This is a genomic window from Methylobacterium sp. CCH7-A2, assembly GCF_001557075.1.
Lineage (GTDB): Bacteria > Pseudomonadota > Alphaproteobacteria > Rhizobiales > Beijerinckiaceae > Allobosea > Allobosea massiliensis.
In genome coordinates this window covers 79,609-101,136 of the sequence record NZ_LSKN01000069.1, presented here as the reverse complement: position 1 = coordinate 101,136, position 21,528 = coordinate 79,609, and the positions used below count along the sequence as shown (strand labels likewise).

Annotated in this window: 18 protein-coding genes; 6 read left to right on the top strand and 12 right to left on the bottom strand. The window is 69.3% G+C overall.

Features of this window, described 5'->3' with window-relative positions; translation table 11 throughout:
• Positions 1–59: 59 nt before the first annotated feature.
• The gene (locus AX750_RS05245; RefSeq protein WP_245282311.1) at positions 60–1,301 is read right to left on the bottom strand and encodes an FAD-binding oxidoreductase; all 1,242 of its coding nucleotides are present in this window, start codon (positions 1,299–1,301) and stop codon (positions 60–62) included.
• Positions 1,298–2,083: a glutamine amidotransferase gene (locus AX750_RS05240; RefSeq protein WP_066724106.1), complete on the bottom strand. Its 786-nt coding sequence runs from the start codon at positions 2,081–2,083 to the stop codon at positions 1,298–1,300. The genes AX750_RS05245 and AX750_RS05240 overlap by 4 nt, the downstream gene beginning before the upstream one ends.
• A 248-nt stretch (positions 2,084–2,331) precedes the next feature.
• Here AX750_RS05240 and AX750_RS05235 point away from each other — a divergent pair, with 248 nt between their 5' ends.
• The 3 genes from AX750_RS05235 to AX750_RS05225 are packed head-to-tail and all read left to right on the top strand — an operon-like array spanning position 2,332 to position 7,430.
• On the top strand, positions 2,332–2,970 hold the full coding sequence (locus AX750_RS05235) for a TetR/AcrR family transcriptional regulator (RefSeq protein ID WP_066723876.1): 639 nt from the start codon (positions 2,332–2,334) through the stop codon (positions 2,968–2,970).
• A 53-nt stretch (positions 2,971–3,023) separates the two neighbouring features.
• Entirely contained in the window at positions 3,024–4,193 is a 1,170-nt protein-coding gene (locus tag AX750_RS05230; protein ID WP_066723878.1) for an efflux RND transporter periplasmic adaptor subunit, read from the top strand.
• Between the two features lie 12 nt (positions 4,194–4,205).
• Positions 4,206–7,430 carry an efflux RND transporter permease subunit gene (locus AX750_RS05225; RefSeq protein ID WP_066723880.1) on the top strand — a complete coding sequence of 1,075 codons (3,225 nt, stop codon included), beginning with the start codon at positions 4,206–4,208 and terminating at the stop codon, positions 7,428–7,430.
• Here the strand turns inward: AX750_RS05225 and AX750_RS05220 are convergent, their stop codons facing one another.
• From AX750_RS05220 to acs, 6 genes are all read right to left on the bottom strand, one after another.
• Positions 7,431–8,162, bottom strand: coding sequence for a hypothetical protein (locus AX750_RS05220; RefSeq protein WP_156446625.1), 732 nt, complete (start codon positions 8,160–8,162; stop codon positions 7,431–7,433).
• A complete protein-coding gene (locus AX750_RS05215) occupies positions 8,143–8,736 on the bottom strand; it encodes a hypothetical protein (RefSeq protein WP_156450005.1) in 594 nt (197 codons plus the stop codon). Before AX750_RS05215 ends, AX750_RS05220 begins: the two co-directional genes overlap by 20 nt.
• Positions 8,737–8,825: 89 nt before the next feature.
• Entirely contained in the window at positions 8,826–9,098 is a 273-nt protein-coding gene (locus AX750_RS25855) for a hypothetical protein (RefSeq protein WP_156446626.1), read from the bottom strand.
• Complete coding sequence (locus tag AX750_RS05210) at positions 9,073–10,005, bottom strand: hypothetical protein (RefSeq protein ID WP_066723894.1); 933 nt, start codon at positions 10,003–10,005, stop codon at positions 9,073–9,075. Before AX750_RS05210 ends, AX750_RS25855 begins: the two co-directional genes overlap by 26 nt.
• A 106-nt stretch (positions 10,006–10,111) precedes the next feature.
• A complete protein-coding gene (locus AX750_RS05205; RefSeq protein ID WP_066723897.1) occupies positions 10,112–11,023 on the bottom strand; it encodes a hypothetical protein in 912 nt (303 codons plus the stop codon).
• A gap of 130 nt (positions 11,024–11,153) precedes the next feature.
• Complete coding sequence (gene acs / locus AX750_RS05200; protein WP_066723900.1) at positions 11,154–13,106, bottom strand: acetate--CoA ligase; 1,953 nt, start codon at positions 13,104–13,106, stop codon at positions 11,154–11,156.
• A 240-nt stretch (positions 13,107–13,346) separates the two neighbouring features.
• On the opposite strand from acs, the gene AX750_RS05195 reads away from it, so the two are divergent.
• Entirely contained in the window at positions 13,347–14,450 is a 1,104-nt protein-coding gene (locus AX750_RS05195; RefSeq protein ID WP_066723902.1) for a DUF2235 domain-containing protein, read from the top strand.
• A 42-nt stretch (positions 14,451–14,492) separates the two neighbouring features.
• Here AX750_RS05195 and AX750_RS05190 read toward each other — a convergent pair whose 3' ends face one another.
• From AX750_RS05190 to tsaD, 4 genes are all read right to left on the bottom strand, one after another.
• The gene (locus AX750_RS05190) at positions 14,493–14,900 is read right to left on the bottom strand and encodes an EVE domain-containing protein (RefSeq protein WP_066723905.1); all 408 of its coding nucleotides are present in this window, start codon (positions 14,898–14,900) and stop codon (positions 14,493–14,495) included.
• Between the two features lie 83 nt (positions 14,901–14,983).
• Positions 14,984–15,313, bottom strand: a complete 330-nt coding sequence (locus tag AX750_RS05185; protein WP_066723908.1) for a hypothetical protein — start codon at positions 15,311–15,313, stop codon at positions 14,984–14,986.
• On the bottom strand, positions 15,313–16,326 hold the full coding sequence (locus AX750_RS05180) for an NAD(P)H-dependent glycerol-3-phosphate dehydrogenase (protein ID WP_066723911.1): 1,014 nt from the start codon (positions 16,324–16,326) through the stop codon (positions 15,313–15,315). Before AX750_RS05180 ends, AX750_RS05185 begins: the two co-directional genes overlap by 1 nt.
• Complete coding sequence (gene tsaD / locus AX750_RS05175) at positions 16,323–17,393, bottom strand: tRNA (adenosine(37)-N6)-threonylcarbamoyltransferase complex transferase subunit TsaD (protein WP_066723915.1); 1,071 nt, start codon at positions 17,391–17,393, stop codon at positions 16,323–16,325. The genes AX750_RS05180 and tsaD overlap by 4 nt, the downstream gene beginning before the upstream one ends.
• A 261-nt stretch (positions 17,394–17,654) precedes the next feature.
• Here tsaD and AX750_RS05170 point away from each other — a divergent pair, with 261 nt between their 5' ends.
• A complete protein-coding gene (locus AX750_RS05170; RefSeq protein ID WP_066723918.1) occupies positions 17,655–19,742 on the top strand; it encodes a uroporphyrinogen-III synthase in 2,088 nt (695 codons plus the stop codon).
• Positions 19,743–19,759: 17 nt separating this feature from the next.
• Complete coding sequence (locus tag AX750_RS05165) at positions 19,760–21,493, top strand: heme biosynthesis HemY N-terminal domain-containing protein (protein ID WP_066723920.1); 1,734 nt, start codon at positions 19,760–19,762, stop codon at positions 21,491–21,493.
• The last annotated feature ends 35 nt before the right edge of the window (positions 21,494–21,528 follow it).

Sequence of the window (21,528 nt, the reverse complement as noted above, 5' to 3'; positions counted from 1 at the left end):
AGAAAGACGTGGATGCTCGCCACAAGGGCGAGCATGACGGCGCGGCCCGACCTGTACACTCAGCCGATATACCGCCCCGGCGCGAACGGCGTCGGATCCACCGGCGGCGTCTCGCCGCAGACCAGCGCGGCGACGATCTCGCCGGTGATCGGCCCGGTCGAGAACCCCAGATGCTGGTTGCCGAAGGCGAGCCAGAGACCGGGATGGCGCGGCGCCTCGCCGATCATCGGCAGTGAATCCGGCAGGGTCGGCCGCGCGCCGCGCCAGGTGGTCGCGAAGCCGTCCTCCAGCGGAAACGCTTCCTGCGCGCTCACCGTGACCTGGTCGATCTGGCGGTGGTTATCGGGCGCATCGCGGCGGCTGAGATCGACGCCGCTGGTGACGCGATAGCCCTCCTCCATCGGCGCCATGAAATAGGCGGCGTCGACATCGTACACCGGCCGCGACAGCCGGGCTCCCGGCTCAGCCTTGAAATGCCGGTGATAGCCGCGCTCGACATCGAGCTTCGGGTCGATCCCGAGCGGCGCCAGCAGATCCATGCTCCAGGGCCCGAGCGCGACGACGGCGATGTCGGCCTCGAAGCCGCCCTGCGCCGTCGCCACCCGCCAGCCGGAAGCGCCGCGCTCCAGCCGCTGCGCGTCCGCCTTCTCGATGCGGCCGCTGCGCTGCCGGAAGAGCTCGGCATAGGCCTGCGTCACGGCGCCCGGCGAATCCACCGAGGCATTCTCCAGGCAGAGCAGCCCGGCATGGAAGATCGGCTTCAGCGCCGGTTCGACGCCCGAAATGCCCTGCCGGTCGAGCACCTGCGCGGCGATGCCATGGGCCTTCAGGAAGTCATGCTCGGCCTGCGCCGCCGCATGGCCGGCTTCCGTGCGCCAGAGCTTGAGCGTGCCGGTCTCGCGCAGGCGGTGCGACACCCCCGCCTCCGCCATCAGCGCGCGGTGCCGCTCCACCGTGCTGCCGGTGAGCGATTCCAGCGCGGCGATGCGGGCGGCCGCCTTCGAGGCCCGCGCCTCCCAGAGGAAGCGCAGCAGCCAGCCGGGGCGGGTGAGCGCGCGCGACCAGTCGAGGTTCAGCGCCGGATGGCGGTTGCCGAGATAGCTGGTGATCTTGCCGTAGAGGCCTGGATTGTTGAGCGGCACGATCGAGGAGCGCGCCAGCACGCCGGCATTGCCATAGGACGTCTCCTGGCCGGGCTCGCGCCGGTCGATCAGGGTGACCGCGAAGCCGCGCTTCTGGAGCGAGAGCGCGCAGGAGACGCCGACCATGCCGGCGCCGAGAACGAAGGCTGTACGGGTCACGCGGGGTCCGTTTCTGCGGCGAGCCAATGGTCGAGGAAGCCGTCGAGCCAGCGGCGGATCGCCGGATCGTGCTGATACCAGCCCTCGAGATGCAGATGGCGCAGCTGCGCGCCCGGCATCAGGGTCCGCTCATGCCCGCGCACCGACCAGCGGCACATCATCGCCGGCGTCACCTCGGGGTGAAACTGCACGCCATAGGCGCGTGGCCCCGAGCGGATCGCCTGGATCGGAAAATCCCCGCCTGTCGCGAGACACTCCGCACCGGGCGGGCAATCGAAGCCCTCGCGATGCCATTGATAGACGGTGGCGGGCCAGTCGAAGCCGGCCTCCACCGCATGCGCGCGGCCATGATCGGTGAGGTCGAGCCCGTAATAGCCGACTTCGGCCCGCCCCTCCGGATGAGTGTAGACCCGGCCACCCAGCGTCCGCGCCAGCATCTGCGCGCCCAGGCAGATCCCGAGATAGGGCGCCTCCTCCTTCAGGCAGATATTGATCCAGTCGATCTCGGCCTTGACGAAATCATCCGGGTCATTGGCTGACATCGGCCCGCCGAAGATCACGGCGCCGGCATGATCGCGCATCGTCTCCGGCAGCGGGTCGCCATAGCGCGGCTTGCGGATATCGAGCGCATGGCCGCGCGCCTGCAGCAGGCGGCCGACACGCCCGGGCGTCGAATGCTCTTGATGCAGGACGATCAGGACAGGCCTGGGAGCGGGTCTCGGAGGGCGTCGTCGCGGCACGGAGCGGCGGGGCGGTCGCGCGGTCGGGGCGTCAGCAGTCATCGCGGATTCGGCAGCGGCCATGGGCGGGAGAAAGCGGACAGGTCGGAGATGTCGGGCCGACGGAGACTGTGAGGGACCGACTTCCGGCGCAAGCAATTTGTGAGCCGGCGGCGGCATGGCCCGGCTGCCCCGGCCGCATGTCGCACCTGGCGTGACAGTGCCGTTCCCTTCCGATCCCGTCCAATCTTGACTCACGAAGCCGTGAATGGCATGAGAATGAACGTTCATTCTCATTTCCGGGATCGCCTGTGCCCCCCACTGTCAGTGCCCTGCCCGCCGAGCGCGCACCCAACGAGCGCCGGACCCGCATTCTCGATGCGGCGGAGAGCGTCTTCGCGCGCGCCGGTTTCCACGCCGCCACCATGCAGGATGTCGCGGCCGAGGCCGGCATGAGCCCGGGCAATCTCTACCGCTACTTCGCCTCCAAGGACGCCATCATTGCGGCCATGGCGGAGCGCGACCGCCAGCAGATCGCAGCCGATTTCGCCGCCCTCGACCCGGCGAAAGGCCCGCTGCTCGATCAGCTCGAGGCGCTCGGCCGCCGCCATCTCGTCGAGGAGCCGCGCGAGCGGGCCATCCTCTGCATCCAGATCTGGGCCGAGGCCGCGCGCAATCCCGAGATGGCCCGCATGTGCGCCGCCATCGACGGGACGGTGGTCGGCGGCCTGGCCGAAGCCATCGCCGGCGCCAAGGCCAACGGGGAACTGCCGGCCGATCTGGACGAGGCCCGCTTCCTGCAGGCCATCTTCATGATGGCGGACGGCTTCTTCTGCCGGCGCGCCACCGATCCCGGCTTCGATGCCGCCGGGGCGGCCGACACCTTGTTCGTCGCGATGCGCGGCCTCGCCCGCGTGCTGCTCCGTTCCGATGCGGGCGACGTATCATGAGCGCTGCCGCCTCCCATCGACCCACCGCCCCCGTTCAACAGGAACTCTCCCGCATGTCCGCCAGGCTCGCGCGCATCGCCGCCCTGTCGCTGCTGGTCGCCGGTCTCGCACCCGCCCAGGCCCAGACGCCGGCCCCCGCCGCAGCTCCGTCGGCCGGGCCTTCCGTCACCGTCACCAAGGCCGGTCTCTCCGAGATTGTGCAGAGCGTCGTCGTCTCAGGCTCGATGATCGCCCGCGACGAGGTGCTGGTGCAGCCGGAGGTCGACGGGCTCGCCATTGTCGCGCTGCTGGCCGAGGAGGGTGACCGAGTGTCCGCCGGCCAGGTGCTCGCCCGGCTCTCGCGCACCACGCTCGAGGTCCAGAAGACCCAGAACGACGCGCAAATCGCCCGCGCGGAGGCGGCGATTGCCCAGGCCAATGCCCAGATCGGCGAGGCGCAGGCCAATCTCGTCGCCGCCGAGAACAATTTCGAGCGGACCCAGACACTGCGCAGCAGCGGCAACGTCTCGAACGAGACCTTCGACCAGCGCGCCGCCGCGGCACGTGCCGCACGGGCCCGGGTCAACTCCGCCAATCAGGCGCTGGCCATCGCCACGGCCGATCTCGCCTTGGCGAAGGCGCAGGGCCGCGACATCGAGGTCAAGCTCGGCCGCACCGAGATCAAGGCGCCGCGGGGCGGCATCGTCAGCCGCCGCAACGCCAAGCTCGGCGGCACCGCCGCCATGGCGGCGTCGGAGCCGCTGTTCCGGATCATCGCCGACGGCGCGGTCGAACTGGAGGCCGAAGTCGCCGAGGTCGAGCTGCCGGGGTTGAAGGTCGGCCAGCCGGTGGCGGTGACCCCGGCCGGAGCGTCGCAGGCGCTCGCCGGCACCATCCGGCTGATCGCCCCCGAGGTCGACAAGGCCTCGCGGCTCGGCCGGGTCCGCGTCGAGCTCACCGGCAACCCGCCGGTCGCGATCGGCTCCTTCGCCCGCGGCGTCATCGAGACCGGGCGCAAGACTGCCGTCACACTGCCGCTCTCGGCGATCACCTATGCCCGCTCGGGCGCGACGGTGCAGAGCGTCACGGACGGCAAGGTCACGACCAAGCCGGTCAAGCTCGGGCTCATCGGCGGCGGGCGCGCCGAAATCGTCTCCGGCATCGCCGAGGGCGAGACGGTGGTGGCGCGCGCCGGCACCTTCGTGCGCGACGGCGACGTCATCACCCCCGTCCCGACGAATTGACGGGAGCACCCGGTGAACATCAACTTCTCCGCCTGGTCGATCCGCAAGCCGGTCCCCTCGATCCTGCTCTTCGTCGTGCTCTGCGTGCTCGGGCTGCTCTCCTTCTCGAAGCTGCCGGTCACGCGCTTTCCGAACATCGACGTGCCGCTGGTCTCGGTGACGGTGACCCAGTCCGGCGCCGCGCCCTCCGAGCTGGAGAGCCAGGTTTCCAAGCGCGTCGAGGACGCGGTGGCCAACATCACCGGCGTCAAGCACGTCATGTCGACGCTGACCGACGGCCAGTCCCAGACGGTGATCGAGTTCCGGCTGGAGGTGAACACCGACCGCGCCGTCAACGACGTCAAGGACGCCATCGCCAAGATCCGCGCCGACCTGCCGCGGACGATCGACGAGCCGATCATCCAGCGCATCGATGTCGAGGGGCAGTCGATCCTGAGCTATGGCGCCTTCTCGGCCGGGATGACGCTGGAACAGCTCTCCTGGCATGTCGATGACGTCGTCGCGCGCGAATTGCAGGGGCTGAAGGGCGTCGGCCGCGTCGACCGCTATGGCGGCGTCGACCGGGAAATCCGCATCTCGCTCGATCCCGACCGGCTGCTGGCGCTCGGCACCACGGCCGGCGAGGTCAACCGCCAGATTCGCGCGACCAATGTCGATCTCGCCGGCGGGCGCGGCGAGGTCGGCGGGCAGGAACAGGCGATCCGCACGCTCGCCGGCGCGCGCACCGTCGCCGAGCTGGCCGAGACCAAGATCACGCTCTCGGGCGGGCGCGAGGTACGCCTCAAGGAACTCGGCCGCGTCGAGGACAGCAATTCCGAGCCGCGCTCCTTCGGCCGGCTCGACAAGAGCCCGGTCGTCTCCTTCGCGGTCTTCCGCTCGAAGGGCTCCAGCGAGCTCTCGGTCAAGGAGGTCGTCGCCGCGCGCATCGCCGAACTGAACAAGCGCTATCCCGACATCACGCTGAAGCCGATCGACGACGCCGTCGCCTACACCTACGGCAACTACAAGGCGGCGATGATGACGCTGCTGGAAGGCGCGGCGCTCGCCGTGCTCGTCGTCTTCCTCTTCCTGAAGAACTGGCGCGCGACGCTGATCACCGCAATCGCGCTGCCGCTCTCGGCGATCCCGACCTTCTGGGCGATGGAGCTGATGGGCTTTTCGCTCAACCTCGTCAGCCTGCTCGGCATCACCCTCGTCACCGGCATCCTGGTCGACGACGCCATCGTCGAGATCGAGAACATCGTCCGGCACATGCGGATGGGGAAATCGCCCTATCGCGCCGCGATGGAGGCCGCCGACGAGATCGGCCTGGCCGTCATCGCGATCACGCTCACCATCGTCGCGATCTTTGCACCCGTCTCCTTCATGGGCGGCGTGGCGGGGCAGTATTTCCGCCAGTTCGGGCTCACGGTCGCGGTGGCGGTGCTGTTCTCGCTGCTGGTGGCGCGGCTGATCACGCCGATGATGGCGGCCTATCTGATGAAACCGGTCAAGCATGAGGACCCCAAGGACGGGGTCGTCATGCGCGGCTATGTCGGTCTGCTGAGGGCGACGACCGCCTCGCGCCGCATCCCGCTCGTGCCGCGCTTCGACGGGACGGGGCGCTGGCGCTCCATGCCCTTCAATATGTCCTATCTCACGCTGGTAGTGGGCTTCGCTTTCCTCTGGGGCTCGATCCACGCCACCGCGCTGCTGCCGACCGGCTTCATCCCGGACGAGGACACCTCGCGCGTCGTCGCCTCGGTGGAATTGCCGCCGGGCTCGACGCTGGAGGATACCCGCGTCACCACCGACCAGATCGTCGATGCGCTGCGCACCATTCCCGAGGTGACGCAGGTCTTCGTGCTCGGCGGTGCCTCGCCGACCGGCCAGCGCGAGGTGCGCCGTGCCGCCGTGACCATCAAGCTGAAGCCGAAATCCGAGCGCACGGCGCGCCAGAAAGACCTCAAGGTCGTCATCGCCGAAAAGCTCGCCAGCGTGCCGGATGTCCGTGCCTGGTATGTCAACGAGCGCGGCGAGCGCGAAATGGCCTTCTCGATCCTCTCCAAGGATGGGGCAGCCCTCGACGAGGCGGTGGCCCGCATCGAGAGCCGGATGCGCAAGATCGACGGCTATCTCAACGTCGCGACCTCGGGCTCGCTCTCGCGCCCGGAGCTGACGGTGCGGCCCAAGCTCGAAGCGGCCGCAAGCCTCGGCGTCACGCCCGAAGCGATCTCGGAGGCCGTGCGCGTCGCCACCATCGGCGATGTCGGCGCCAATCTCGCCAAGTTCAACGCCGGCGACCGGCTGGTGCCGATCCGCGTGCAACTGGACGAGGCCGCCCGCGCCGACATCCGCAACATCGCGGCGCTGCGCGTCACCAACACGAGCGGCGTCTCGGTGCCGCTGACCGCGGTCGCCGAGATCGGCTTCGGCGAGGGTCCGTCATCGATCGACCGCTATGACCGCGTCCGCCGCGCCGCCATCGGCGCCGATCTCAAGCGCGGCTTCGAACTGGGCACGGCGCAGGAGACCTTCCACCAGATCGTCAAGGAGGTCGGCCTGCCTGACGGCGTCTGGATCGCCGCGACCGGCGATGCCGAAATCCAGGGCGAGGTCGTCGCCGGCTTCATCCAGGCGATGACGACCGGGCTGATGCTGGTGCTGGCGGTGCTGATCCTGCTCTTCGGCTCGGTCTTCCAGCCGATCACGATCCTGCTCTCGCTGCCGCTCTCCTTCGGCGGCGTGGTCATCGCCCTGCTGGCGACCGCCAAGCCGGTCTCGATGCCGGTCTATATCGGCCTGCTCATGCTGATGGGCATCGTCACCAAGAACGCGATCATGCTGGTCGATTTCGCGGTGGAGGAGGAAGGCCGCGGCAAGGACCGCCGCACCGCCCTGCTCGAGGCCGGCCGCAAGCGCGCCCGCCCGATCGTGATGACGACGATCGCCATGGCCGCCGGCATGCTGCCCTCCGCCTATGGCGTCGGCGATGGCGGCGAGTTCCGCGCGCCGATGGCGATCGCGGTGATCGGCGGCTTGCTCGTCTCGACCGTCCTTTCCCTCGTCTTCGTGCCGTCCTTCTACGCGGTGATGGACGACCTCTCGAAGCTGACGGGCCGCATCTTCGGCCGCTTCTTCAGCAAGGCGGAGGATGAGAGCCTCTGGGAGGCGATTCCGGAGGAAGGCCACGCCCGACCCGAGGCCGCCGCCCAGATGAAGCTGCCGCTGCCGCCGCCCCGGCTGGCGGCGGAGTGATCAGACGATAAGGCCGGCTTCACAGGGGAAAGGCGTCTTCTCATAGATGGGCTCGAGTCTGTTGCGGGCGACAAACGCCTCTTCCCATTGATGGAGGAGGCCGGCGACGCCCGCCCGATCCCCGGCCGCCACCAGCGCGCCCAGCCGGCTGGCCCGCTCGAAACGGGGCTGCCAGGCATCCGTCATCGTCAGGTGCCAGTCCTTGATGGTCCCATAGATGGGGAGAACGTCTTCGAAGCGTCCCTGCGCAGCGAGGACCGCGATCCGACAGGGCTGATCGTGGTTGAGCCACCGCATGTACTCGAAGTCGTCGCCCTCGAGCTGCATCATGTCATCGATGTCGTGAACACCCCGCAGCATGGGCAGAATGCGGCGTTCGAGCGCATCGAACACCGTGTCGACGAACCCTTGCTGCGACCAGCGGTTCGGCTTGCCACGCTCCAGGAAGATCGGTTGCTGACCCAGCCCGCCCAGGCCTCCAACGGGATCGAAGGCAGGCCCGATATGCCAGCAGAAGCGCGGGTAGTCCGCATCCCAACTGCGGTCGATCGAAATCGATCGCGTGACATGCCGTTGCGGCTTCAGAATCACGAACCGATCCGCGAGGAAGAGGTCGTCCTGCCGTGCGAGCAGTTCAGACCATAGCGATTTGACCTGCTTCTTCGTTGTCATTGCCTCGGCCTGACGTCGATGAAACAGGGCGCGACGGGCATCACTCACTCCGATGTTCAACCGGAAATGGCGTCTTCTCGTGCAGAGCCTGCAGGCCATGTGTCGCGATGAAGTTGTCTTCCCAGTGATGCAGAAGCGCCGCGACGCCCGCCCGATCCCCCGCCTCGCAAAACGGCAAGAGTCCCTCCATCATGTCGCCATAGGTTTCCTCACCCCACCAGGGCAATTGCAGGGGGCCTTTCGCCCGCATTTCGGCTGAGGCCCTTGCAACGGCCGCGAAGTCGCCCAGGGCGGCCTGCAGGCACATCTGGTTGACCGGGAGTTCGAGACGCCATCGCCAGCGGGGCTCCATCGGATGGCTGAACGAGAGAAGGGCCTGAATTGTCCCGACCGAGCGCAGGATGGGCAGGATCTCTGTCTCGATGCTGTCGATGAAAGCAGCTTCGTGATGGGGATGGGACCAGTACATCGTCTTGATGTCCGGCGTGACGAAATTGGTTCCGGCGACACCATAGACTGATGCCTTGTGCCAGAACGTGAAGCCGACATCCCAGTGATACTCGGGATAATCCGAATAGGCCGTCCGCTGGACACGGAATCCACGGATCAGATGATGGATCGGCTTCAGAACCACGAGGGGCCCAAACTTCGCCTGGATCAGGGCGAGATCGGAATGCCGCTCGAGCAGAGGGCGGTAGAGGGACAGGATTTGCCGCTTCGTCGTCATCGTCTCGTCGGCCGCACCTGAATGACGATGGCTCTTGTCGACTGGCGGCGCCGCACATAGCCGGCGCCTCCCAATTCCAGAAATCGCTGCTGCGTCATCCCAGCCCGACCCGTCTTGAAGTCGTAGACGCACACAGTGCCATCCTCCCGATACTCGACCGCATCAATGCGTATGGTTCTGGGATATCCGTAACGCGGCGTCGTATCGCCGCTGGTTTCAGCGGCGATTTTGTAAGCGGACACTTCAGCACGCAAGTCCACGCGGCCCATCGCGTCGATCTGCTCTCTGAGACGCTGGTGAACATAGGTCCCGTAGACTGCAGCCGAAGGGGTAGTCTTTGACGGACCCCGCCCTTGCCACCACATCGTCGAGCCGCACCTGCAGGTCGGGCAGGCACTTGCAGGCGGCCTCAGCTTCTTCCTGGCTCACACGGCCGGCAAAACGTAGATCGAGCAGATTTGGCGAACTCGGGCGATACTCATTGGCCTCGAACGCCGTGACGGCCTGCTGGCCATCGCCGTTCTGGGACGACTGCCAGTTGAACAGGATCGCGCCGCCGATAATGAGCGCGGGAGCGACGGCAAGCGGCGCAAAAGCCGGCTGGATCGTGGCGTCCGGCTCCGGCCCGCCAGGAGTCCAGACCGTCCGGCCGACGATCTCGCCGTCGGGCCCTCCAATCCGCATCGTCTGGGTGCGCTCGATCGTCTCGAAGGTGACCTTGTCGCCCTCGGACGTCGTGACCGTGTGGCGCTCGTCGAAGCCAGCCTGGCGGGAGGCGGCATATTCGGAATGGATCGTGCTGCCGTCGCGGTTTACGATCGCTCGTTCCGCGACATCGCCCGCCTCGTCGCGACTTTCCTCGTAGAAGGCCCAGGTTTCCTCGCCGGTCTCGTCGACGACGAACCCGTCTCCGGGGCCGGCTTCCGCCAGCCCGCCCTCCGGGCCGAAGCCGGGCATGGGACTGTGGCTGCCACCGCCGCCGCCCGCGTCACTGGTCCACTGCCCGCCACCGCTGCTGCCGGCCGGGACGCGCGGCTGGGAGGGGTCGTATCTGCGACGCAGGAGATCGCGGCGCAGCAGCCGCGTTTCGTCCTGCAGGCGGATCAGGCTGCGGCGCAGGCGCGTGATCCCGGCCGCTTCAGCCGGCCGGAACGACGCGGATGGGTGGATCGACATGGCGACCTCCTCGGCGGAAACGCGCCATTGTCAACGGGTTCGGCGATGCGGGGATAAGCGGCCGCAGCAGGCGCCAGCGCCGCCGGCGCCCCAGCGCCCGCCCGCTCTAGATCGCCTTCTCGCTGCTCGGTGAAGACGTCGCCGGCGGCTGGTTGCGGCGGTTGAGCATCTCGCCGCGCGACTTGACGATCTGGGCGACGACGACGTCCTGCACGCTCTGGGTCGCGGCGCGACGCACCGCTTCGCGATCGACCGGGCGGGCGCCGTCATGCTCCTGGATCTCGATGATCGCCTGAGCGAGCGCGTCGACATCGGCCTTGCAGAAGATCATCGCCGCCTTGGCCACCACCTCCGCCTTCTCGTCGGTGGCGAGCATGGGGCCGCCCTCGCGGCCGATGCAGGCCAGCATGCGGGCGCGGATGAGATCCCGCGTCTTTTCCAGCACGACCCGCTTTTCGGCCCTGGCTTGCCGCTCCGCCTCGGTGGGCGCGGCGGGAGCGGAGGGTGTGGCAGGATTGACCGGCCCGCGCAGGCTCGCGCTCTGCTTGGCGCATTCGACCAGCGCCGGCAGCATCTCGCTGGTCGAGGTGAGGGCAAAGGTCAGGCGCTGGTCATTGGCGACCATTTCGAGAATGCGCCCCTGTCGGAAGGCGCCGATCAACTGCGACTCGGCGGGCATCGCAATCGCCAGCAAGGTCGGCGTCTTGGCTTCGGCGGTCACGTCGATCCGGGAGGTCCGGTCGAAGACGAGCTGCAGATTGAGCCGGCTGCCGGGCTTCAGCTTCCAGGCGGGGTGGGCGAACCCGATCAGCCACTTCAAGTCGGCGGTGATCGAGGTGAACATCCGCGTGCCGTTGCGATAGGGCGCGTTGACGGCGCAATGCGAAAAGGCGCCCGTCGCGTCGTTGGTATAGGCGCCACCCGTCCAGTTGCCGACGACGATCTTGCCAAAGGGCCCTGCCGCTTCCGCTGGCGGCGCCAGAACCAGAACCGCCGCCAAAACCAAGCCGCGCACCATGCGTCACCTCGCCATTCCCGGCGCTCAGGATGACGTCCGGCGCCCTGCGAGGCAATGCGGAAGACGGGCCGGGGTTCCGGGCTCCGACCTTTCGGCCCGGCCCGGATCGGTAGCCGGCCTGCCCCTTCGCTCAGCCCGCCTTGCGCTTGTTCTGGCGGTTCTCGATCAGATCGTCGACCACCGTCGGGTCGGCGAGCGTCGAGGTGTCGCCGAGCGCGCCGAACTCGTCCTCGGCGATCTTGCGCAGGATGCGGCGCATGATCTTGCCGGAGCGGGTCTTGGGCAGGCCGGGCGCGAACTGGATCAGGTCGGGCGAGGCGATCGGGCCGATCTCCTTGCGGACATAGGCGACGAGGTCCTTGCGCAGCGCCTCGCTCGGCTTCTCCCCGGCCATCAGCGTGACATAGGCGTAGATGCCCTGCCCCTTGATGTCGTGCGGATAGCCGACGACCGCGGCCTCCGACACCGACGGATGCGCGACCAGCGCGGATTCGACCTCGGCCGTGCCCATGCGGTGGCCCGACACGTTGATGACGTCGTCGACGCGGCCGGTGATCCAGTAATAGCCGTCGGCATCGCGCCGGCAGCCGTCGCCGGTGAAGTACTTGTTCGGATAGGTCGCGAAATAGGTTTCTTCGAAGCGCTTGTGGTCGCCATAGACCGTGCGCATCTGGCCCGGCCAGCTCTCGGCGATGACGAGATTGCCCTCGCAGGCGCCCTCCAGCACCTTGCCCTCGGCATCGACGATCTCCGGCTTCACGCCGAAGAAGGGGCGCGTCGCCGAGCCCGGCTTGAGCTTGGTCGCGCCCGGCAGCGGCGTGATCAGGATGCCGCCGGTCTCGGTCTGCCACCAAGTGTCGACGATCGGGCAGCGCCGGTCGCCGACGACGCGGTGATACCACTCCCAGGCTTCCGGATTGATCGGCTCGCCGACCGAGCCGAGCAGCCGCAGCGACTTGCGCTTGGTCTTCTTCACCGGCTCCTCGCCGGCGCCCATCAGCGAGCGGATCGCAGTCGGCGCGGTGTAGAAGGTGTTGACCTTGTGCTTGTCGATGACCTCCCAGAAGCGCGAGATCGTCGGATAGGTCGGGATGCCCTCGAACATCAGGGTCGTCGCGCCATTGGCGAGCGGCCCGTAGAGGATGTAGCTGTGGCCGGTCACCCAGCCGACATCGGCCGTGCACCAGTAGATGTCGCCGTCATGGTAGTCGAAGACGTACTGATGGGTGATCGAGGTGTAGACCAGATAGCCGGCGGTCGTGTGCAGCACGCCCTTGGGCTTGCCGGTCGAGCCCGAGGTGTAGAGCAGGAAGAGCGGGTCCTCCGCCTTCATCTCGGCCGGGGGACAGTGGCCCGAGGCCTTGGCGGCCTCCTCGTGATACCAGAGATCGCGGCCTTCCTGCATCGAGACCTGGCCGCCGGTGCGCTTCACCACCAGCACCGTGCCGATGCCGCCCTTCACCTTGTCGTTGGCGGCGTCGACATTCTTCTTCAGCGGCACGGAGCGGCCGCCGCGCAGCCCCTCATCGGCGGTGATGACGATCTTCGAATCCGAATCCTCGATGCGGCTGGCCAATGAATCCGGCGAGAAGCCGCCGAACACAACCGAATGGATCGCGCCGATGCGGGCGCAGGCCAGCATCGCGTAAGCCGCTTCCGGGATCATCGGCAGGTAGATGGTGACGCGGTCGCCCTTCTTGACGCCCTGCGCCTTCAACACGTTCGCGAACTTGCAGACCTCGGTGTAGAGCTGCCCGTAGGAGATCTTCTTGGACTCGGACGGGTCGTCCCCCTCCCAGATGATCGCGGTCTGCTTGGCGCGCGTCGCCAGGTGCCGGTCGATGCAATTATAGGCGACGTTGGTGGTGCCGTCCTCGTACCACTTGATCGAGACCTTGCCCGGCTTGTAGCTGGCGTTGCGCACCTTGCTGTAGGGCTTGAACCAGTCGATCCGCTTGCCCTGCTCGCCCCAGAAGGCGTCCGGGTCCTTGATCGAGGCGGCATAGAGCTTCTTGTACTTGGCGTCGCTCGCCCAGGCCTTCTTCGACCATGCGGCCGGCACGTCATAGATGATCTCGGTCATGGCAGGCGCCTCCCCAGACTTGGGCCTTGCGATCGACTTTGGCCTTGCGACGCTGCGGACGGTCGCGGCCGGGCCTCTTGTTCGCTGCCGGCATCATAGGGGTCCATGGCGCGCTGCAGCAAGCCGCGCGGCCTCGCACTTTCGGGGGAGAGCGACTTGTCCCCGCCCGATCGATTGCAACCTATGATTGCGTTTTGGTGAGAATGCGATAGCGTTCCGTCTGTTGGCTGGGGGGCGATCATGACGCGAAACATCTGCATCTTCTCGGATGGCACGGGGCAGCGCGGGGTTCGCGTCGATGACGGCGCGACCAACATCTTCAAGCTCTACGAATGGGCGCGGGATGTCCCGGATCAGGTCTGCTTTTACGATCCCGGAGTCGGCAGCGAGCCGGGCAAGGGGCTCGACTGGACGACATGGGCGCGCAACCTGGTCGATAAGAGCACGGGTCTCGGCATCACCCGCAACATCCACGACTGTTATGACTTCCTGGTCAGGAGCTGGCGCGAGGATTCCCGCGTCGCGGTGTTCGGCTTCAGCCGGGGCGCCTATACGGTGCGCAGCCTCGCCTCCGCGGTCATGCTCTGCGGCGTCCCCGACCGCCTGCAAGACGGGCTCGACATCACGGGCGACGAGCCCCCCGCGAAGGCGCTCCGAAGCAGGCTCCTCTCCGAGGCGATCGGCATCTATCAGAGCCATTACGGGCCGCGGGGCGCGGAAGAGCGCAAGGCCAAGGCGCGGCATTATCGCGAGCGCTACCGCTGCCACGATGCGCCCGTACATCTGGTGGCGGTGTTCGACACCGTTGCTGCGCTCGGGCTGCCGGGCATCGCCAATCTGGCCAACCCCCTGCGCCACCGTTTCCACGATGCCAAGCTGAGCGGACGTGTCCGTTTCGGCTTTCAGGCGCTCGCGATCGATGAAAACCGGAAGGTGTTCGCACCCGTGCCATGGGACGAAACCGAAAAGCACCCTGAGCAGACCATCGAGCAGGTCTGGTTCCCGGGTGTCCATTCCGACATCGGCGGCGGATACGAGAATCGCGCGCTGTCGGATTTCGCCTTGTCCTGGATGATGGAGAGATGCTCCGCGCCCGAGGTCGGCCTGCGTTTCGAGCCGGCATCCTATCGCTTCAAGGCCTCAGTCAATGGCGAGCACCATGACGAACGCACCGGCTGGGGCCGCTTCTGGACACCCGGCGACCGGAGCAACTTCATCCTCAAGCTCTCGGCCGACAGCGATCGTCTCTGTGACAGGATCGAGGACCGCTTTCAGGACCCGGCACTGTCTTACCGGCCGAAGCCGCTACAGGACCATCCCCGGACGCGCCACTACTATCCTTAGCCGGCGGCCCCCAAGGCGCGCGCCCGTTAGGGAGCGGCCGGCCTACAGCCCACCCATCTTGCAGACGATGTCCCACTCCGCGTCGGTGACCGGCTGGACCGAGAGGCGGAAGGATTTCACCAGCGACATATTCGCGAGCTTCGGCTCGGCCTTGACCTGGGCGAGGCTGACCGGCTTCGGCAGCGTCTTCACCGCTTTGAAATCGACCAGCACCCAAGGCTCGCCGGGGATCCAGATATAGGCTTCCTTGATGACCTCGACGATGCCGACGACCTCGAGCCCCTCGTTGGAATGATAGAAGAAGACCTGCTCGCCCAGCTTCATGCCCATCAGGTTCAGCTTGGCGGTGTGGTTCTTGACGCCGTCCCAATGGGTGCCGGCCGCGCCGGCCGCGACCTGCTGGTCCCAGGACCATTTCGAGGGTTCGGATTTGACGAGCCAATGGGCCATATCAGTGCTCGATCGGAGGGAGAGGGCAGATAGCGAGTGGCGAATGGCGAATGGAAAAGCAAGATGCGTTCTATCGCCACTCGCTACTCGCCGGTCGCCTCTTCCTGCGGCACCGGCGGCTTCGAGGCCTCCGGCCCCTGCACGTTCCAGAAGCGCACCATCTCGCGGGTCAGGGCGGCGTAGTCCTTGGGATCGAGCTCGACGCGGACCTCGGCCTCGCCGAAGGGCAGGATCAGCACGAAGCGATGCGTCCCCTCCGCGCGGCGGCGGCGATGCTGGATCACCGGCTGCGCGATGCGTCCGGCCAGCGGCACGGGCTCGCTCTCGGCCACGAGCTCCGAGCCGGTCGTCTTGCGCACCTCGGCGATGCCACGCGCCACCCGCTTCGTCAGATCCGACCAGTCGCCCGCCATTACATGGTCTCCCCTTCGCCTTCGGCCCGCAGCGGTCGGGCCAGCAGCCCGGTCACAGCCTCGCGCACGCCGATCCGGCCGTCGATGATGCCGGCGACCGCGTCGGCGATCGGCATGTCGACGCCGCCGGCCTGCGCCATCTGCGCCAGTATCTGGGCGGTGAAGGCGCCTTCCGCCAGAGCCCCGCCGGCGGCATCCGTCACGCTGCGGCCCTGGCCGAGGGCGAGTCCGAAGGCGAAGTTGCGCGATTGCGGCGAGGCGCAGCTCAGCACGACATCGCCGAGCCCCGACAGCCCCATCAGCGTCTCGCCTTGCGCGCCATGAGCCTGGCCGAAGCGGCGCAGTTCCGCGAAGCCGCGCGCGACCAGCGCAGCGCGCGCGCTCTCGCCATAGCCGAGGCCGATCGCGATGCCCGCCGCAATGGCGAGCACGTTCTTGGCGGCGCCGCCGATCTCGACGCCGCGGGGGTCGGCGCTGTGATAGATGCGGAAGGCCGGCGAACTCAGCGCCTCGGCGAGCGCCTGCGCCAGCGACGCGTCGGCCGCGGCCAGCGTCACCGCGGTCGGCAGGCCCTTGCCGATATCGGCCGCGAAGCTCGGGCCCGACAGGATGGCGGGCCGGGCGGCGGGGAGTTCCTGCGCGATGATCTGCGTGGTGAAGAGCCCGGTCCCGCGCTCGATGCCCTTGGCGGCGGAGATCACCGGGATGCTCGCCGGCAGCAGCGGCGCCAGCGCCCGGCAGACCGCCCGCAGGCTCTGCGTCGGCACGGTGATCAGGAGCGCATCGCAACCGGCGAGATCCGCCAGTTGCACGGTCCCCCGCACCGCATCCGGCAGCGTGATGCCGGGCAGCCGCGGCGCCTGACGGGTGCGGGCGATGGCGTCGACGGCCGCCGCTTCGCGGGCCCAGAGCAGGACGCGACGCCCCGCCCGGGCCGCGGCCAGGGCCAGCGCCGCGCCATAGGCGCCGGCACCGACGGTGCCGATCGTGTCGAAGGGGCCTTCGCCGCTCATCCGGCGGCGCCGGCGGGGGCCGTCTGGGCGCGGGGCTTCAATTCGTCGAGCGGCCAGCGCGGCCGGGCGAGCGCCCCCATGTCGTCGACGAGGCCGAGCCGCAGCCGCTCCAGCCCGGCCCAGGCGATCATCGCGCCATTGTCGCCGCACAGATGCAGCGGCGGGGCGACCATCGACAGGCCGGCCTCGGTGGCGAGCCGGGTCAGGCCGCGCCGGATCGGCTGATTGGCGGCGACGCCGCCCGCGACGACGAGCGCGCTCGGCGTGATTCCGGCCGCCGCGCAGCCGCGCAGGCCGGCCCGCGTCCGGTCGACCAGCACATCGACGATCGCGGCCTGGAAGGAGGCGCAGAGATCGGCGACGTCGCGGTCCGAGAGCGGCGCGATGCGCTCCGCCACCAGCCGCACCGCCGTCTTCAGCCCCGAGAGCGAGAAATCCGGGTTGGGCCTTCCCTGCATCGGCCGCGGGAAGTCGAAGCGCTCGGGATCGCCTTTGGCCGCCTCGCGCTCGACCGAGGGGCCACCCGGATAGGGCAGGCCGAGCATCTTGGCGATTTTGTCGAAGGCCTCGCCGACCGCGTCGTCGATGGTGCCGCCGAGCTTGAGGTAGTCGCCGACCCCACGCACGGCGAGCAGTTGCGTATGCCCGCCCGAGACGAGCAGCAGCAGATAGGGAAAGGCGAGATTGTCGGTCAGCCGCGCCGTCAGCGCATGGGCTTCCAGATGGTTGACGGCGATGAAGGGCTTGCCCGTGACGAGCGAAATCGCCTTGGCGGTCGTCAGGCCAACCATGACGCCACCGACGAGGCCGGGACCGGCGGCCGCCGCCACCGCGTCGATCTCGCCCGGCGCCAGCCCCGCGCTCTCATAGGCGCGGGCGACGATACGGTCGATCGCATCGACATGGGCGCGCGCCGCGATCTCGGGAACGACCCCGCCATAGGCGGCATGGGCTGCGATCTGGCTCAGCACCTCGTTGGAGAGAATCTTGATCTCGCCAGAGCGCTCCACCGACACGATGGCGGCCGCGGTCTCGTCACAAGTCGTCTCTATGCCCAGAACGCGCATGATCGGTCGATGAGGTCCCGGCAGGAGGATCAATCGGGGAGCGAAGGCGGGCGGAACCGCGCCGGTTTCCCCTCCTATAGTCCGCCGGCGCCGCGAAGGCCAAGGGGCGGGCAGGTTCAAGCTTCGGGAACCCGCAGCGCCTCCCGGCACTTGGATGAATGACGACTTGCGCGGGACGGGGCCGCGCGGAATGGATGAAGGCCGATGCCATCCGTGGGGACGCCCCGCGAGACGGCATCGTCGGGGGACGAGGGACATCGCATGCGCATTTTCGTGTTTCGCCCGCCGGCCGAGGCGGCGCGCACCGCCACAGCCCTGCGCGATCACCATCACGACCCCGTGCTCGCACCCCTCTTTACGGTGTCGCGAACGGCCGATCCGGCGCCGGAGGGCCCCTTCGACGCCCTTGTCCTGACCAGCGGCAATGCGGTGCCGGCGCTCGCCGAGCTGCCGGCGACGGCCCGCGATATGCCCACCTTCAGTGTCGGCGCCCGCACCGCCGGCAAGGTCCGCGAAGCCGGCCACGCGGATTCGCGCAGCGCCGACGGCAACCGCGACGATCTGATCCGGCTGATCGGGGAGACGTTGCCGGCGGGCGCGCTGCTGCTCCTGATCGTCGGCCGCGACCGGCATGACGATGTCGGCGACCGGCTGGCGCAGGCCGGCTTTGCGGTGGCGATCTGGACGGCCTATGCCGCAGAGGCCGTGACGGAGTTTCCGGCAGAGGCGCGCGATGCGCTGGCGCATGGCGCCGTCGAGGGCGCGCTGCATTATTCCGCCCGCGGCGTGCGCACCTGCCTTGATCTCGCCCGCGCGGCGAACGTGCTGGAGCCCCTCCTCGATCTCACCCATGTCACCCTCTCGGCCGATGTCGCAGCTCCGCTGATCGCTGCCGGCGCCAGCACGGTCCTCGTCGCAGAGCACCCGGAGGAGGCGGCGCTGCTGGCGGCGCTGGACCAAGTGTCCGCTCGCAATCGCGGCAGCGGGGGTGCTACACAGGGGCCGGTTGCGCCGTCGGGCGTCGAGACGGACAAGGACGAGATGAACGATTCCGACAGGCCGGCCGGTTCCGCTGGCGACGGCACGAAGAGCGACGGAAAGACTGCCAGGGCCAAGGGCAAGGGTGCCGCGCGCTCGGGCCGCATCCCACCGACGATCGAGGCGACCGCGACCGATCTGACGCCGCCCGGGCCGGCCGCCGAGGCGTCGCCCGTCAGCGCCGAAACGCCTGCCATCGAGCCCGCGCCCGAAACCGCTACCCCAGCGACGCCCGGCGCCGAGCCCCCGCCCGAAGCGGTTCTGCCGACCGAGGCCCTGCCCCGGGAGTTTCCCGAGCCCACCAACGCGCCACCGCCCCGTGACGAGCCGGCCGCCGCGGACGCACCGCCTGCTCCCCCTCCCACAGCCGCGCCCGCGTCTTCGCGATCGAGCCTGCCCGCGATGGCGCTGGCCGGCCTGGTCGGCGGCGCGGTCGGCGCCGGCATGGTCTTTTTCGCGCTGAACCGGCAGACGCCCGCGATCACGCCCGAGCAGGTCGCCCAGCTTCAGGGCCGCCTCGACCGTCTGCAGACCGCCACGACCGAGCTCGACCGCAAGGCGGCGGCCGCCGCCGACGCGGCTGCCAAGGCCGGCGCCGCGGCCCAGAGCGCGACCGCCCGTGCCAACGAAATCGCCGGATCGGCGGCGCCGGATGCGGCGGCCCTCTCCGAGCTTCAGGCCAGGGCCCAGCGGGCCGAGGCGACGGCGACGGCGGTCGGCCAGCAGCTCGAGCGCAACGCAGCCCGCATCGGCTCCGTCGAGGCACTGGCCAAGACGGCCGCCGCGCCGAGCCCGCAAGGCCTCGCCGCCGCGCGGATCGTCCTGGCCGAGCGGGTCCAGGCGGCACTGGCCTCGGGCCAGCCTTTCGCCGCCGATGTCGCGGCCCTCGCCAAGGGCGGCGGCTCGCCCGACCAGCTCGCGGCGCTGAATGCCGTCGCGACGACCGGCGCAGCGACGAAGGACGCGCTCCTGACGCAGCTGCGCGGCCACCGCGCGATGTTCATCCGTGAGCTGACGCCGGCCTCGGCCGGCTGGCAGGAACGGGCGCTCGCACTCGTCAGCCGCGTCATCAGCATCCGCCCCGTCGGGGACACCGGCGCCAATGATCCGGCGACGCTGCCGGCGCGGCTCGAGGCCGCCATTGCGCGCGGGGACATCGTTGCGGCCGCAGCCGCCTGGGAGCAGCTGCCCGAGCCGGCGCGCCGCGAGAGCGCCGCTTTCGGCGAAGCGCTGAGAAAGCGCGCCGCCGCGGATGCGGCGATCGCCAAAATCACGCAGGATGCGGTCGCCGCGCTCGGCACGGCCGGCTGACGGAGGATAGGGGTTCCATGGTTCGCGTACTCGTCTATCTCGCCGTCTTCGCCGCCCTCGCCGTCGGGGCCGTCTGGCTCGCCGACAGGCCGGGCGAGGTCTCGTTGGTCTGGCAGGGCTGGCGGGTCGACACGAGCGTCGCGCTGGCGGCGATCGCGGTCGTCGTGCTCTCTCTGCTGACGATGCTGGCCTTCGGCCTGCTCCGCTTCGTCTTCGGCCTGCCCGGCGCCTTCAGCTTCGCCTCCCGTGCACGGCGCAGGGCGCGTGGCTTCGAGGCGGTCTCGCGCGGCATGGTCGCCATTGGGGCGGGCGACCCCGTCGCCGCCGGCCGCCACGCCGTCGATGCCCGCCGCTATGCCGGCAACGAGCCGCTGACGCTGCTGCTCGAAGCCCAGGCCGCCCAGCTCTCGGGCGATCGCGGCCGGGCCGAAGCCGCCTTCAAGGCGATGCTCGACAAGCCGGAGACGCGGGTGCTCGGCCTGCGCGGGCTCTTCGTCGAGGCCAAGCGCCGCGGCGACATGGCCGCCGCCCGCGCCTTCGCCGACGACGCCGTGCGCCGCTCGCCTTCGCTGGCCTGGGCCAATGACGCGCTGCTCGATTTCCACACTCAGGCCGGCGACTGGCAGGCGGCGCGCACCGCCGTCGAGCGCCGCGCCGCCCTGCGCCTCGCCGACAAGGCCGACGCCAAGCGCCAGCGCGCCGTTCTGCTCGCCGCCGAGGCGCTGGAGGCCCGCGGCAGCGCGCCCGAAAAGGCGCTCGCCGCCGCCCTCGAAGCGGTCAAGCTCGCCCCGGGCCTGACGCCCGCTGCGGCCCTGGCCGGCCGGATGCTCGGCGAGCGGGGCGATGTCCGCAAGGCGGTGAAGCTGCTCGAGGCCGCCTGGAAGGAGGTCTCCCATCCCGACATCGCCGCCGCCTATCTCGATGTCCGCCCCGGCGACAGCGCGCAGGACCGGCTCGCCCGCGCCACCACCCTGGCGAAGCTGCGCCCGGCCGATCCCGAGGGCGTGCTGGCTCTGGCGGGTGCCGCCATCCATGCCCGCGATTTCGCCAAGGCCCGCAGCACGCTGAAGCCGCTGCTGGCGGGCGGCGCCTCGGTGCGGGCCTGCCTGCTGATGGCCGAGCTGGAGGAAGCCGAGCACGGCGCCGCCGGCCGCGTCCGCGAATGGCTGGCGCGGGCGACGCGCGCCCCGCGGGACGCCGCCTGGGTGGCGGACGGCCTGGTTTCCGACCAGTGGATGCCGGTCTCGCCGATTTCCGGCCGGCTCGACGCCTTTGTCTGGACGGTGCCGCCCGCGACGCTCTCCAGCCAGGGCACCGATCTCGACGATGTGCTCGCCGATCTCGACGACGACTCCCGCCCCCTGATCGAGGCGCGGGCCGAGACGGTAGAGCCCGCTCCCGCTGCGGTCGCGCCGCCGGCGGCGCCGGCTCCCGCCCCTGCGCCCGCCAAGGCCGACAGCCCCTCCGAGCCCGCTCCCAAGCCGGAATCCGTCCCGGCCATGGCGCCGGCCAGCGAGGCGAAACCGGCCATCGTCGGCGAGCCCAAGACCGAAGCGAAGGCGGACCCCACGACCGAAACGAAGCAAGAGACGAAGCCGGAGCCCGCCCTCGTGGCCGAACCGGTGATGGGAGTCGGCGAGGGCCGCCCCAAGCCGGTGATCTTCCCCGTCGCCCACGCGCCGGACGATCCGGGGCCGGAGGAGGTCCAGCCCGTCGAGGACAAGAAGGGCAAGTTCCGCTTGTTCGGCTGAGCCACCCACGCGAAAAGGCGTGCGGCTTGCGCCCG